This is a genomic window from Echinicola sp. 20G, from assembly GCF_015533855.1.
GTDB lineage: Bacteria > Bacteroidota > Bacteroidia > Cytophagales > Cyclobacteriaceae > Echinicola.
The window spans coordinates 2,874,711-2,891,032 of the sequence record NZ_AP024154.1 but is presented as its reverse complement, the minus strand read 5'-3'; the positions used below and the strand labels follow the sequence as shown (position 1 = coordinate 2,891,032).

Annotated in this window: 9 protein-coding genes; all 9 read left to right on the top strand. The window is 41.9% G+C overall.

What is annotated here, in order from left to right; all coding sequences use genetic code 11:
• The first annotated feature begins 64 nt into the window (after positions 1-64).
• Positions 65-3,148, top strand: a complete 3,084-nt coding sequence (locus JL001_RS12105) for a TonB-dependent receptor (protein ID WP_200976327.1) — start codon at positions 65-67, stop codon at positions 3,146-3,148.
• 22 nt (positions 3,149-3,170) lie between these two features.
• Positions 3,171-4,712, top strand: a complete 1,542-nt coding sequence (locus JL001_RS12100) for a RagB/SusD family nutrient uptake outer membrane protein (protein ID WP_200976326.1) — start codon at positions 3,171-3,173, stop codon at positions 4,710-4,712.
• A 27-nt stretch (positions 4,713-4,739) separates the two neighbouring features.
• On the top strand, positions 4,740-5,831 hold the full coding sequence (locus JL001_RS12095; RefSeq protein ID WP_200976325.1) for a LamG domain-containing protein: 1,092 nt from the start codon (positions 4,740-4,742) through the stop codon (positions 5,829-5,831).
• A gap of 91 nt (positions 5,832-5,922) precedes the next feature.
• Positions 5,923-7,860, top strand: coding sequence for a glucoamylase family protein (locus tag JL001_RS12090; RefSeq protein WP_236252791.1), 1,938 nt, complete (start codon positions 5,923-5,925; stop codon positions 7,858-7,860).
• A 70-nt stretch (positions 7,861-7,930) separates the two neighbouring features.
• The gene (gene bglX, locus JL001_RS12085; RefSeq protein WP_200976323.1) at positions 7,931-10,225 is read left to right on the top strand and encodes a beta-glucosidase BglX; all 2,295 of its coding nucleotides are present in this window, start codon (positions 7,931-7,933) and stop codon (positions 10,223-10,225) included.
• Between the two features lie 58 nt (positions 10,226-10,283).
• Positions 10,284-11,090: a prolyl oligopeptidase family serine peptidase gene (locus JL001_RS12080; protein WP_236252790.1), complete on the top strand. Its 807-nt coding sequence runs from the start codon at positions 10,284-10,286 to the stop codon at positions 11,088-11,090.
• 11 nt (positions 11,091-11,101) lie between these two features.
• The gene (locus JL001_RS12075) at positions 11,102-12,691 is read left to right on the top strand and encodes a glucoamylase family protein (protein ID WP_200976322.1); all 1,590 of its coding nucleotides are present in this window, start codon (positions 11,102-11,104) and stop codon (positions 12,689-12,691) included.
• A gap of 130 nt (positions 12,692-12,821) precedes the next feature.
• The gene (locus JL001_RS12070; protein ID WP_200976321.1) at positions 12,822-14,627 is read left to right on the top strand and encodes a family 43 glycosylhydrolase; all 1,806 of its coding nucleotides are present in this window, start codon (positions 12,822-12,824) and stop codon (positions 14,625-14,627) included.
• 38 nt (positions 14,628-14,665) lie between these two features.
• A complete protein-coding gene (locus tag JL001_RS12065) occupies positions 14,666-16,297 on the top strand; it encodes a sulfatase (RefSeq protein WP_200976320.1) in 1,632 nt (543 codons plus the stop codon).
• Positions 16,298-16,322: the final 25 nt, after the last annotated feature.

The window sequence follows — 16,322 nt, the reverse complement described above, 5'->3', positions numbered from 1 at the left end:
CATCAAACGCGCAAAATTGCAAACGTTTGAAAAACGAATAATTAAAACCCAAAACCAAACACTTATGATCAGGTCTTTACGCATAAGTAAGGAATCATGGAAACCCAAAATCCCTTATTTAGGAAAATTATCCATGGTATTGCTAGTGGCTTTTTTAGCCATAGTCAGTACAACGACAGCCCAACAAACCAACGTCACAGGACAGGTACTTGACCCACAAGGGGAACCCATCCCCGGAGTAAACATTTTGGAACAAGGTACCAATAATGGAACAGTAACTGACCTAGATGGTAACTTTGAGTTATCAGTCACCTCCTCCGAAGCTGTGCTGAATTTTTCTTTTATCGGCTTTGAGTCTCAGTCAGTCGAACTCAATGGAAGATCCCGTGTTGACATCACATTACAAGAGGAACTTACCGGACTGGATGAAGTAGTAGTCATCGGTTATGGTGCGCAGAAAGAGAAGGAAATGACTTCTGCTATTACCACCTTGAAAACAGAAGACTTGGTCAAAACCCCCAGTTCCAATGCCATGCAGTCCCTTCAAGGAAAAGTGGCTGGTGTTCAGATCGTCAGTAAAGGTGCTCCAGGCGCTTCCCCAACAGTAAGGGTAAGAGGTATTGGTTCATTCGAAGGCGGAGGAGCTCCATTGTACGTGGTGGATGGAATGTTCTTTGACAACATTGATTTCCTAAACTCCAATGACATCAAAACCCTCTCAGTACTAAAAGACGCCTCGGCCTCGGCCATTTATGGTGCTCGGGCATCCAATGGTGTGGTACTCATCGAAACCAAATCAGGTGAATATGAACAAGAAGCGGAGATTGTCTATGACGGATATTATGGAATTCAAAACCCACAGAATGTACTAAAAATGGCCAATAGCCAGCAATTCGTTCAGTACGTGAACGAAACTGGATCCGCCCCTGATATGGAATTTGTAGACAATGCCATGCAGGCCTATGGAAGGAGCCGGATTGACCCAAACATTCCAGCTGTAAATACAGATTGGTACAGTGAGATCATGAGCCCTGCTCCGATTCAAAACCACACCTTGACTTTTTCTGGTGGTAGTGCCAAAACACGCTACTCTATTGGCGGTAGCTATTTTAGCCAAGATGGACTGCTCAATGAAACCAGAAATGAATATGAAAGGGTAAACATCCGCGCCAATATCGACTCAAAAGTCAAGGAATGGATCACTGTGGGTGGTAACTTTACTTTCAGTACCGCCAAACAATATGTAGGTTCAGATGCCGCTTGGTTTAATGCCTATTTTGCTGTGCCTATTTTACCAAAATACGATGAAGATTTTGGGACATCACCAGTTCCATTGTCCAATGCACAACGACTTGGATATAGGGGAAGACAAAACCCCTTCTACCCGTTAATTTACAACGACAGCAGAAACAAGATCAATAAAATTAACGGGAACCTACATGCAGAGCTAACTTTCATTCCTGAAAAATTGACTTTCAGGTCTGCTTACAACTATAAGTTGGACATGATCAATGCGAGGAATGTAAACTTCACCTATAACGATGGAGTCCTTAATCCACTGTCCAGCCTTTCTAGGGCAAACAGCACTTATTTTGATCAAATATTAGACAATTACCTTACCTACAAAGATTATTTTGGTGACCATGGGATCACAGCTACTTTGGGACAATCTTTCAGGAGTGAAACCTATGAAGTCCTTAGTGGAAACCGAAATGATTTGGATCCAAACCCAACATTTGGAAATGAAGAACTGTGGTACTTAAACAACGGGCAGGCCAATGACATCAACACCGTATCAGATGGTGGAAGTAGAATATTTTACCTTTCCTTCTTTGGTAGGTTAGCCTATAACTACAAAGAAAAATACCTACTTTATGCCACGTATCGTCAAGACAACTACAACAAATTTCAGGTTGATAGTGAAGACTTCTTTACGCTGGGTGCTGGCTGGGTAGCCACTGAGGAGGAATTTTTCAATGTGAAAGGCATCGATTTCCTTAAGTTAAGAGCCTCTTGGGGACAGTTAGGAAACGACGGAATCAGCCCATCGGTAGGACAACCTACCTTGCAAGGAACCAATAATGCTTTTGACGATGTGCGTGTACCCGGATTCAGGCTTGATCCTACTTACGATCTCATCGATAAGATAGAGACTACAGAAGAAACAAACTTCGGATTGACTGCTAGGTTCTTTCAAAACAGGTTGTCTTTAGAAGCGGACTATTATATCAGAAACACACAAAGCCTAGCTGTTACTGTTTTGCAGCCTTTGTTTAGAGGTTCAGTAAGAAGAAGTGTTGGTGAAATTAGAAACCAAGGTCTAGAATTGTCCCTAAACTGGGAAAATCAGGTTTCTGAAGATTTCTCCTACTATATCGGCGGTAACTTTGCTACCCTAAAAAACACAGTCCTAGGACTTGGAGGCCCTGAATACCTCAATGCAGGTCAGGCAGAATTCCGTCAACGATCTATTGTAGGTCAACCTTATCAAGCATTTTATGGCTATGAAGTAGCGGGTGTTTTCCAAAACGAAGCTGACATCACTAATAGTGGCTATTCAGAGCAGTTCTTGACTGATAATGATCTAGTCCCTGGAGACTTAATGTTTAAAGATCAAAATGGCGACGGTGTCATCGATGACTTGGACAGAGTGGTTTTGGGTTCTTATTTACCCGATCTTACTTATGGGGGTAACCTAGGTTTCAGGTATAAGAATCTTGACTTTTCAGTACTTATCCAAGGACAGTCTGGACATAGTATCCTGAATAGAAAAAGAGGTGAAATGATCTTCACCAATGATACCAATATCGATGCTGACTTGGCCACCAACCTATGGAGAGGAGAAGGTACTTCAAACAAATATCCTTCGGCTGCAGGGCTGCGCAAAGGCTGGAACCAAAATTTCAGTGACTATTTTGTGGAAGACGGTTCTTTCTTCAGGGTGCAAAATGTCCGTATGTCCTATTCCTTGATAAATAAGGAAGTGATGGGTACAATCATGCCTGAAACACGGATTACCCTGACAGCAGAACGTCCATTGACCATTTTCAATTATAATGGTTTCAACCCAGAAGTGGACAATGGTATTGACCGGCAGACCTACCCAGTCCCTGCAGTGTATACCGTGGGATTAAATGTCAAGTTCTAATATCAATAACCCAAGAACAGTCATGAAAATATTTCAATATAAATCAATCAAATTGGTCATGGTCTTATCCTTAATGACCACCATATCCTGTAGTGAGTACTTGGATGCTCCACTGGAAGACCAAATCCTAGCTCAGGAAACGGATTATTCTCAATCCCAAAACATGGTCTTATTACTCAATGGCGCTTATGCAGAGCTATATGGATTCCAATGGGAAACCTTTCCGCTAATTTCTGTCAGAGGTGATGATGCCAACCCTGCTGGAGACCAAGAACCCTTGTTTAAAACTGACACTTATGATTACGACAGGAGCTTCTGGATTTATAATTCCACTTGGCTAAACATGTATTCAGACATCATCTATTGGAATGGTGCCATTGAAGAAATTCAAAAATACCAGGAAGCCGGTGCCAGTGCTGCTAACGCCAGCCAGTACATTGCAGAAATCAATGTAATGAAAGGCTACAACCTACTTCAGTTGGCCAGGTTATGGAATAATATCCTGATTCCTGAAGGGTCTGATCCTAATGCACTTTATGAAGCAGAACTTACTCCATTTAATGAGGTCATGCAATACATTTCCGACCAGATGGATCAAGCCATGCCCAACCTTCCCAACGTACATCCTAATCAACGCTCTGATATCCGTGGAGGAATCACTCGCTATACAGCATTAGCTGTAAAAGCCTTGGCTAACCTAGAAATGGAAAACTATCAGGGAGCTGCAGATGCAACTGGTGAGATTATCAGCAGTGGAGAGTTTATGCTGGAAACGGATTATTATCAATTATTTAAAATCCCAGGAAAACTCAACAACGAAAACATCTTGGAATTCCAGTATTCTGATTACGGTGCAGAAAGCGGTACATCAGATCGATTCCCTTGGCAAGTCTACGGCCCACAAGCCGTCGGTTGGCAGCCAGCTGTACCAGGTTCTAGCGGCGGCTGGGGCTTTTGGGAGCCAACTGAAAAGTATGTCAAATTCATGCTTGACAGAAACGACCGTAAACGCCTAACGACCACCGTACTGTTTACGCCTGACGGCATAAGCGATATTGAATCAGATCCAAATTATGCTAACCTGCCCAACTGGGTAACCAACACTACTCCTGATGGAGACACCTTTGGGAATGCACCTAGGTATAGGTTTCTAAGCGGGAAACATTATTTGCCTACCACTCAATTGACCCCTGGAAGGTTTAACTATGGCGAAAACAAAAACATGATTGCCATCCGTTACGCTGAAATTTTATTGGTACATGCAGAGGCTTTGGTCAGTGGGGCTACAAGTAGTGTCATGTCAGCAGATGAAGCAGTCAATACAGTGAGGTCAAGGGCCAACCTTGGAATGCTTAGTGGCGTGACCTTGGATAATGTACTGGATGAAAAATTTGCTGAATTCGGCATGGAATGGGGTGTCCGGTTCTTTGACTTAGTAAGACACGGCCGTACATCCGAACTCAATTATGACGGCAGGACTTACCAAGAAGGAGACAGGTATTTACCTTATCCATTGGATCAGCAAGACATCCTTCCCCAACTTAAAGAAGCAGCCAATCAATAAATAAGGTAGCACACAAACCCAAAAAACATGAAATTAACAGCTAAAATATTCATAGCAGGGCTAATGTTAACCAGCTTGGCCTGCAAGGACGGATACATTGACGATATTGAAACAGTTTCACCAGGGCCTGACGAAACTGCGCCCGAGGTGAACATCATCTTCCCAGAAGAGGGGCCTTTAACTTGGGTGCCCAATGAGGTCATGTCCATCAATATTGATTTTGAAGTAACCGATGATATAGAAATTCAAGATATTGTGGTTTCAATGGACGGAACCAACATTGGGAGTTTTGCTGACTTCAAAGATTACAGAAGAACGGCCATGAAACTTCCTTATGACAATGTCACCAATGGAGCCCATACCCTGACCATTACTGCCAATGACCTTTCTGGAAAATCTACTACGAGTACGGTCAATTTTGAAAAGCCAGAAAACTATGTTCCGCAATACGACGGAGAAATTTTCTACATGCCTTTCAATGATGAATACCTAGAATTGGTAAGCGTTTCTGATGCTACTGTTGTAGGCCAGCCTGGTTTTGCTGGACAAGCAGCTTCCGGCTCCAACGCCTACAAAGGCGCAACAGATTCCTACTTGACCTTTCCTTCAGCTGGCCTGACCAATAGTGAATTTAGTGCTTCCTTCTGGTATAAAGTCAACGCAGACCCCAACAGGGCTGGCATTCTTGTCATGGGGCCGCCTGATGCTGCTAACCCTGACAATCCTAACAATAGAACCGCTGGTTTTAGGTTGTTTAGAGAAAATGCTGGCTCTAACCAAAGAATCAAGCTAAATGTAGGTAATGGTGGTGGAGAGAACTGGTTTGACGGAGGTGCTGCCGCTGATATCAACCCTAGTAGTGGAGACTGGGCGCATATTGCCTTTACCATTTCAGGCACAGAATGTGCAGTTTATATCAATGGTACAGTGGTCAGTCAAGGCACATATCCCGGTATCTCATGGGAGGGTTGCGACATCTTATCCATTGGCTCGGGGGCTCCACGTTTCGTAGAATGGGGACACCTCTCTGACAATAGCTTTTTGGATGAACTGCACATCTTTGATAAGGCTTTAACCCAACAAGAAGTTCAAGCCATTCTTGATAACGAATTACCATAACATAAGTACCTATTAAACCTAATCGGGTTCCATAATTATGGAACCCGATTATTCCCTTATGCCCAAAATGAAAAACTTGTTACCTTGTTTTGTGATTTTTTTCCTTTTTTCCTCTTGTAAAGACAATGAGGAGGTCTTGCCTAATTTGAACTTATTGGGGGTTAATGTAGGCGACATTTCACTAAACAATGATAACACCCCTACTGAAAACATCCCTATCGACAGGTTCATTAGTATCAGGTTTTCTCAGAGTTTAAATCCTGAATCTGTTTCAACATCCATCAATCTATCAAAAGAAACTACCCCTGTAAACTTCACTACCAACCTAATCGCCAATAACCAAACTATTGTCATCAGCCCTGTCGGTGTATTAGAAACTAGCTCTACTTATCAATTAAATATATCCAACGAATTAAAAGCAGCTAGTGGAGCCCAGTTCTCCGGAAAGGATTTAAGTTTTAAAACCATTTTAGGTGCGCTTGAAATGAACTCCTTTTCCATTCCTGAAAGCAACAACACCAACACAGACCGGACAGAAAATGCCCCGGTCAATTTCATGGCAGAGCTCACCTTCAACAAACCTGTGGACCAAAACACAGTTCAGGAAGCTGTTAGCCTAAGTGGCCCCACCATTCCTTCTTTACAATTTTCATATGCCGAAAACGGTCAAAAAATCACCATAACCTCCAATTCTCCACTGGAATTTATCTCCAAATATTCCTTCTCAATTAGTAATAAACTAAAAGGAATCCAAGGAGAAAACTTTACAGCATTTGCTAAAGATTTTTATACTGAAGTAGATGAAACACCCAAATTCCCTATCATCTCAGACCAAGAACTGCTCACCAAGGTACAAGCCCAAACCTTCCGCTATTTTTGGGATTTTGCTCATGAAACCAGTGGATTGGCAAGAGAAAGAAACACTTCTGGAAATACTGTGACCATAGGTGGTTCTGGCTTTGGCGTAATGTCATTGATTGTTGGTGTAAAAAGAGGGTTCATCTCCAGAGATCAAGCTGTAGACAGATGGTCAAAAATAGTTGATTTCTTGATTGATGCAAACAGGTTTCATGGAGTATGGCCACACTGGATGAACGGGGAAACTGGAAAAACCATCCCTTTCAGTACCAAGGACAATGGGGGTGACTTGGTTGAAACGGCTTTTATGATCCAAGGCTTGCTCACGGTAAAGGCCTATTTGAACCCAAGTATTCTTGAGGAAAAAATCATCATAGATAAAATTACGCAGTTATGGGAAACTGTGGAGTGGGATTGGTACACCAAAGAAAACAGTGAAGTTTTGTATTGGCATTGGTCACCAAATTACAACTGGGAAATGAATCTACCTATTAGAGGTTATAATGAAGCATTGATCGTCTATGTTCTGGCAGCCTCCTCTCCCACACACCCTATTGATAAAAGCACATATGAAAATGGTTGGGCCAAAAATGGAGATATCCAAAACGGCTCTAGCTATTACGGCCTTCAGTTGCCTCTGGGCAGCAATTTAGGTGGCCCACTGTTCTTTTCACATTACGCCTTTTTAGGACTGGACCCAAGGAGTCTTTCAGATCAATATGCTAATTATTGGACCCAAAATGTGCAGCACACTTTGATCAATCAAGCCCATTGTGTTCAAAATCCACAAGGTTTTATCGGCTATTCCGAAACCAGTTGGGGCTTGACTGCCAGTGACAATCAAGAGGGATACAGTGCCCATTCACCTACCAATGACAAAGGTGTCATTACTCCTACCGCTGCGCTTTCTTCATTTCCTTATGCACCTGAAGAATCCATGAAGGCGCTTCACTATTTCTATTATCAGCTGGGGGACAAAATCTGGGGTGACTATGGTTTTTATGATGCCTATAATATTACAGAAAGCTGGTACGCAGATTCCTATTTAGCTATTGATCAAGGACCAATCATCATCATGATCGAAAATTACAGATCTGCATTGCTATGGGACTTGTTTATGAGTGACAAAGACGTTCAATCAGGATTAAACAAGTTGGAATTCTCCTATTAGGAGATTAAAGAAAACAGAACCACAACCTTTTACACTTCTTATAACTCAAAGAAGCTTAAAATACATTAATATGAAAAAACTTATTCTCTTTCTTTTGCTCACGGGTGGTGCTTTGATGGCTTTCAAATCATCAAAACAAAGTGTTTCACCAGAGGATCATTACCTCCATAAGGCTGACTCTGTATTGGCCTTGATGACACTTGAAGAAAAAATAGGTCAGCTTAACCTTCCTGCCGCTGGGGACTTTACTACCGGTCAAGCTTCCAGTTCCAACATAGCTGAAAAGATCAAAGCAGGAAAAGTCGGTGGTCTTTTCAATATAAAAACCGCAGCCAAAATCAAAGACGTACAAAGGGTGGCTGTAGAAGAAAGTAGATTGGGCATACCACTATTATTTGGGATGGATGTCATCCATGGATATGAGACTATTTTCCCTATACCTTTGGGATTGTCATGTAGTTGGGACATGAACTTGGTCAAGCAATCTGCCCAAATAGCCGCTAAAGAAGCCAGTGCAGATGGCATCAATTGGACTTTCTCCCCTATGACCGATATCGCAAGAGACCCTCGTTGGGGCAGGGTATCTGAAGGAAGCGGAGAAGATCCCTACTTGGGAGCCCAAATTGCCAAAGCCATGGTTCATGGCTACCAAGGAGATGACCTAAGTCAAAATAACACTATCATGGCTTGCGTAAAGCACTTTGCACTTTATGGAGCTCCTGAGGCGGGCAGAGACTACAATACCGTGGACATGAGTCGCCAGCGTATGTACAATGAATACTTTCTACCTTATAAAGCTGCCGTGGAAGCGGGCGTGGGAACTGTGATGACATCTTTCAATGAGGTCGAAGGAATTCCTGCCAGTGCCAATAAATGGCTGATGACGGATGTGCTTCGTGAGCAATGGGGATTTGATGGGTTTGTGGTAACCGATTACACAGCGATCAATGAAATGATCGCCCACGGAATTGGAGATTTAAAAACAGTGTCTGCATTGGCTCTAAAAGCTGGAGTAGAAATGGACATGGTTGGAGAGGGATTCTTGACCACACTAAAAACCTCACTGGAAGAAGGTACTATTTCAGAGAAGCAAATTGACAATGCCTGTCGGTTGATCCTTATCGCCAAATTCAAACTAGGTTTGTTTGATGATCCTTACAAATACTGCGACCTGGAGCGTTCGGAGAATGAAATATTCACTTCTGAGAACAGATCGATTGCCAGAAAAATAGCAGCCCAATCCTTCGTCCTGTTAAAAAACGAAGGTAATGTCCTGCCTTTGAAAAAAGAGGGAACCATTGCCTTGGTAGGCCCCATGGCAGATAATGCTGAAAACATGACCGGAACTTGGAGTGTAGCCGGTAGGTTCAAAGAGTCCATTTCTTTGATGCAAGGAATTAAAAATGCAGTGGGCAATAATGTCAACATTGTCCATGCCCGCGGCGCTAACATCGTAGCAGATTCACTTTTGGAATCCAGGGTAAGCGTATTTGGAAAGCCAACTTATCGTGATCCACGATCTGAAGAGGAACTGATTCAAGAAGCTTTAGCAGCATCCAAAAATGCTGATGTAATTGTAGCTGCCATGGGTGAATCTGCTGAGATGAGTGGTGAATCTTCCAGCAGAAGTACCATAGAGCTTCCAGCCAACCAAAGGAGGCTTTTAAAGGAATTGGCAAAAACAGGAAAGCCTATAGTAATGGTTCTATTTACTGGTAGACCATTGGCGATCCAATGGGAAAATGAGCATATTCCTTCTATCCTGAATGTTTGGTTTGGAGGAAGTGAAGCTGGAGATGCTATCGCTGATGTTCTTTTTGGAAAAGTAAACCCTTCTGGAAAATTGACCGCTACTTTCCCTCAAAACACAGGACAAATCCCCATTTATTATAACCATAAAAATACAGGACGTCCATTACCCGAAGGGCAATGGTTCCAAAAATTCCGTTCTAATTACCTCGATGTACCCAATGAACCCTTGTACCCATTTGGTTATGGTTTAAGCTATACCTCTTTTGAATACGGGGATATCACTTTGAACCAAAATGAACTTTCTGGAAACCAAACCCTAACTGCCAGCATTGCTTTGACCAATAGTGGACAATATGAAGGAGCAGAAGTGGTACAGCTATATGTCAGAGATATGGTTGGAAGTATCACGCGTCCAGTAAAGGAATTGAAAGGATTTCAAAAAGTAAATTTAAAAGCTGGAGAAACTACAGAAATTACTTTTGAGCTGACAAAAGAGGACCTCAAATTCTATAACCATAGCCTTGACTTTGTCTTTGAACCAGGAGAATTTGAAATCATGATAGGTACTAATTCTCAAGAACTTAGCAAATCAAAAATTAATTGGAAAGAATAAACATCCAACTTTCTTTCTGTACCCTACATCATAGGAAAATTGGAAATTAAAATTAGTCATGAACAAAAATAAAACCTATCTCTTGCTGATTGTGCTCCTACTGAACGTGTTTAGTTCCAAGGAGCTGATGGGCCAAGACAAGTCTCTTTTTGAAAAGCGAGTCTTCATAAATCAAAAAGGCGATACACTTCTTTATCGGATCCTTTATCCAGAAAATTATGACAGTGGCAAAGAGTTTCCCATGGTTTTGTTTCTTCATGGAGCGGGAGAACGGGGAAGTGATAATGAAAAACAACTTTCACATGGAGCCAGTCTCTTCCTAAACCCTGACAACAGAAAAAACTATCCGGCTATTGTGGTTTTTCCCCAATGCCCTCAAGATAAATATTGGATTGACATCAGCGTGAGGCAGGAACTGTTTGGCAAAGGAGACCCTGACTTTAGCCAGTCTATTGAACGCCCTTCCAAACAGTTGGAATTGGTCAATAATCTCAGCAAGATGTTAATCAAAAATGAGAAAGTTGACAAAAAACGCCTGTATGTAATGGGGCTTTCCATGGGAGGTATGGGAACCTTTGAGACCTTGGGACGCTGGCCAAAAAAATACGCAGCAGCAGTAGCCATATGTGGCGGCGGCAATCTGCCACTTGCCAAAAAATATGCCCAGCATACCGCCATTTGGATTACCCATGGGGCAAAGGATGACATTGTCCCTCCCATATTGTCAAAGAGAGTATACGATGTACTAAAATCTGAAGGAGCTGAAGTAAAATACACGCTCTACCCTAATGCCAACCACAACTCTTGGGATCCCACATTTGAGGAACCTGACTTGCTGCCTTGGCTCTTTTCTAAACACAAATAACCGAATGAATCATGAATAAGAAGCAGTTACCGATTTATCTGACCTTCCTTTTGAGCATTATCTTGTGGGGATGTGCTGAAGAAGATAGTACATCAGAGAGTCCTGTCCTCGCCAAAGGATATGACCGCCATGTAGAGCTTCATTGGCCCAAAACCGATGGAATCAATGATTATGAAGTTTGGGTAAGCACAGAAAACAATAGCTTCAGTAAAAGAGCTACAGTTCAAGACACCATGTACATGGATTTTGTCAATGATCTTGGCAATAACCTGACACTAAAATATAAGATTGTTGGTCTAAATGAGCAGGGAGAAAATTTGGAGGTTGGCATCACTCAAGCCAATACCATGGATTTCTCAGATGAGGAACTGATCAATATGGTAGAATATTACACTTTCCGTTATTTCTGGGAAGGTGCTGAACCTACTTCTGGAATGGGGCCTGAACGAATCCATATCGACGGTGACTATCCACAAAATGATCAATCTGTCGTAACCACCGGAGGTACAGGTTTTGGTATTTTCGGGATCATAGCGGCCATGGACCGAGGCTGGATCACTAAAGAACAAGGAGTTGCCCGGTTTGACAAGATGGTAAGCTTTCTTGAAAATGCAGATCGCTTTCATGGGGTATGGCCTCATTGGATCTACGGAGAAACTGGCAAAGCCAGGTCCTTTAGCGACAAGGACAACGGTGGAGACTTGGTGGAATCAGCTTTCTTGATGCAAGGTCTTCTGGCCGTTCGTGAATACTTCAAAAACGGCAATGAAAATGAAAAAAACCTAGCCAACCGAATAGATCATTTATGGAAAACTATGGAGTGGGATTGGTATACCCAAGGAGGACATGACGTCCTTTACTGGCACTGGTCACCTACACATGAATGGGAAATGGATTTCCCACTCGAAGGATATAACGAATGCCTGATTACCTACATTCTTGCTGCCTCCTCTCCCACACACAGTATTCCTGCTTCCGCCTACCACAAGGGTTGGGCAAGAAGTGGTGGCATCAATACAGATGTAGAGGCATATGGCTATCCGCTCCACCTCAAGCATAATGGATCCGAAGCGATGGGGGGACCATTGTTCTGGGCTCATTACTCCTACTTGGGTCTTAACCCAAAAGGATTAACTGATCAGTATGCCAACTATTGGGAAGAAAATAAAAACCACACTTTAATCAACAGGGCTTGGTGTGTAGAAAACCCTAATGACTACAAAGGTTATGGGAAAGACCTGTGGGGATTAACAGCTAGCTATACTATAACGGGGTATGCAGCCCACCGACCTGGGGGTGACCTTGGGGTCATTTCACCAACTGCGGCACTTTCTTCTATTGCATACACTCCAGAGGAGTCTCTAAAGGTGATCAAAAATCTCTATTACAACTATGGAGAAAAGGTATTTGGTCGCTATGGTTTCTATGATGCCTTGAGTCCTGAAAATGATTATTATCCCAAAAGGTACCTAGCCATAGACCAAGGACCTATTGTGACCATGATAGAAAATTACCGATCCGGTTTGGGATGGAAGTTATTTATGGGTGCTCCTGAAATTCAGGAAGGGTTAAAAAAACTAGGCTTTGAAAGTAATCCTTAGGGTTATGTTTACTTGGCCGCATTCTTAAGCCATCTATTTTGCAATAGGAAAATAATTCTCTTTAAAACTAAAAAGTACGAATAGGTTAAAGAGGCATACCTGATTATCAGGAAGGTAAAAAACAATTGATATGAATAAGTTAAGCTTTATAATTGTTTCAACACTATTAGTTCTTAGTTCTACTTTAAGGGCTCAGGAAATAGTACCACAAACTTATTGTAACCCATTGGATATTGATTATACCTATATGGTCTACAATTCAGCCAGAAACATCTCCTACCGTTCCGGTGCGGATCCAGCAGTAGTTGAATTCCGAGGTGAGTATTATATGTTTGTCACTCGCTCTTTTGGATATTGGCACTCCACTGATTTGGTCAACTGGGATTTTATTAAACCTAAACAGTGGTTCTTCGAAGGAAGTAATGCCCCAACAGCCTTTAATTACAAGGACTCCCTAATTTACTTTGCGGGTGATCCTGCCGGATATGGAAGCATTCTTTACACCGATAACCCAAAAGAAGGGAATTGGACTCCTACAGCTTCAATCAGTAACAATATCCAAGATTCGGAATTGTTTATTGATGATGATGGAAGATCCTATCTGTACTGGGGCTCTTCCAATGTACATCCTATTCGAGTCAAAATGCTAAACAAAGACGATAGGTTTCTCGAAACAGGTGTAAAGAAAGATTTGATTAACCTCATTGAAGAAGAGCATGGCTGGGAACGCTTTGGAGAAAACAATTTTCACCCTACCCTAAAAGAAGGCTATATGGAAGGTGCTTCCATGACCAAGCACAATGGTAAGTACTATTTGCAATATGCCGCCCCAGGGACACAATTCAATGTTTATGGTGACGGGGTTTATATAGGCGAATCGCCCCTTGGTCCCTTTACCTATATGAAAAGTAACCCCATGAGCTTTAAGCCAGGGGGGTTCACCAATGGAGCAGGACATGGTATTACCGTGAAACAAACGAATGGCCAATACTGGCATTTTGGCACCATGGCACTTGCTTCCAATTCCCACTGGGAGCGGCGCCTTTGCATGTTCCCTACTTATTTTGATGATGAGGGGTTGATGCATTCAAATACCCATTATGGTGATTACCCCAGATATGCTGCCAACCACCCTACCAAAGCAGGCGAGCATTGTGGATGGATGTTGCTCTCTTATAAAGGAAAAACTATCGTTTCCTCCTCCGAAATGCAAATCACAAAAAGCACCTCCACAGATGATGAGATTGAGATAAACGAAATGCCATTGGAGAAGAATAGTGATGGGGAAATATTATCGAAAGTTTTAACGGATGAAAGCCCAAAATCATTCTGGGTGGCCGAAGCTAATGATGATCAACAGTGGGTGGAAATCGAAATGCTGCAGCCAGGTAAAATCTATGCCTTTCAGCTAAATTTTCACGACCATGAGTCTGGCATTTATACACGTACAGAAGGATTGAGACACCGCTTTACAATCGAAGTTTCTGAGGATGGCAATAACTGGAAAACGGTAATAGACCGAAGCAACAGCTATAAGGATTCCCCCAATGCATATATTGTCCTCAACCAGCCAGTTAATGGAAAATATGTTCGCTATAACAATATAGAAGTTCCAGGAAACAATTTTGCAATGTCTGAAATCCGAGTATTTGGAACAGGTTTCGGCAAGCAACCATCTGAAGTAAAGGATTTTACAGTGAACAGGAAAGATGACAGAAGAGATGTTTCTTTGTCTTGGAAGCCTGTTAAAGGAGCCCAAGGTTATAATATTAGATGGGGAATTGCGCCTGACAAGCTTTACCAATCCTGGTTGGTGTATGACACCACCGAACACTTCATGCGATGCCTTGACCGGGACACCAAATATTACTTCTCGATTGAATCCTTCAATGAAAATGGTATTTCTGAGAAAACAGAAATCATTGAACTCAATTGAATAATTTAACATAAAGTAAAGTCTAAAAAGTCTACAAAATGGATAAGTTTACTTTTAACAATCGAATATTGATCACAGCAATACTCGGGCTATTTATCTTTTCGGCTTGTAAAGAAAAACCAAATGGACCTAAAAGGCCCAACATTGTGTTTATCATGAGTGATGACCATGCTTACCAAGCGATCAGTGCTTATGACAATAAATTGATCGAGACGCCCAATATTGACCGCATTGCTAATAAAGGAATGCTTTTCACCAATGCATCGGTTACCAATTCAATTTGTGCGCCATCTCGAGCCACCATCTTAACGGGAATGCACACCCATATGCATGGAAAAATTGACAATGTTTTTCCCTTTGACACTACCAATGTGACTTTTCCGCAAATTTTACATGATAATGGCTACCAAACAGCCATGTTCGGTAAACTTCATTTTGGCAATAACCCAAAAGGATTTGATGAATTCAAAATCCTTCCTGATCAAGGTGATTATTATAACCCGGAATTTATCACCAATAAAGGAGATACTACGATCATGGGTTATGTAACCGATATCATTACTGATTTGACCCTTGACTGGTTTGATAACCGCAGAGAAGAGGACAAACCATTTATGTTGTTTTATCTCCATAAGGCTCCTCACCGGGAATGGCTTCCTGCTCCGCGTCATTATAAGGAGTTTACCAAACGTACTTTCCCTGAACCAGCAACTCTTTTCGATGATTATGAGGGTAGAGGAACGGCTGCTCGTGAGGCAGAAATGAACATTAGAGAACATATGACTGTTTCTGCGGACAATAAAATCTACCCTGACATTGCAAAAGAACTGGGCGTGGAAGAGCCATCGGAATGGGGTTTTAACGTCTTCAAAAGTAAATATTCCAGATTTACCCCAGAACAAAAAGCTGAATGGGATGACGTTTATGGTCCAATTAACGAAGAGTTTAAAAAGCAATACCCTTCCATGGGTGAAGAAGATTTCATGAGATGGAAATACCAAAGGTACATGCAGGATTATCTTGGGTGTATTGCCGCTGTTGATGAGAATGTAGGTCGAGTTTTGGATTACCTCGATGAAAAGGGTCTAAGCGAAAATACCATTGTCGTATACACCTCAGATCAGGGTTTCTATCTTGGAGAACACGGTTGGTTTGACAAAAGATTTATCTATGATGAATCCTTCAAAACACCTTTACTGATCAAGTGGCCTGAAAAAATCAAAGCGGGCACCGAAAGCAGTGTCATGGTTCAAAATCTTGATTTTGCTCAAACGTTCTTGGAAGCTGCTGGAGTGGAAGCTCCAGAAAATATGCAGGGAGAAAGCCTAATGCCCTTATTAGAAGGACACCCTGAAGAATGGACCCGTGATGGTGTATATTACCATTACTATGAATACCCTGGATTTCACATGGTTAAGCGCCACTATGGAATCGTAACAGAAAATTATAAGTTGACTCATTTTTATTATGATATTGACGAATGGGAATTGTATGATCGCAAAAAAGACCCTATGGAATTAAACAATGTCTATAATGCCCCAGAATATGAAGACGTAGTAAAGGACCTCAAAGAAAAGCTCGATGAATTGCGTGTCAAATATAAAGACTCCGAAGAATTGGATCAGCACTATATGCAGATCTATAAAGATCGAGGTATCATTAAAGAATAACTGGTTCCCCAAAAGAAAGTTCTGA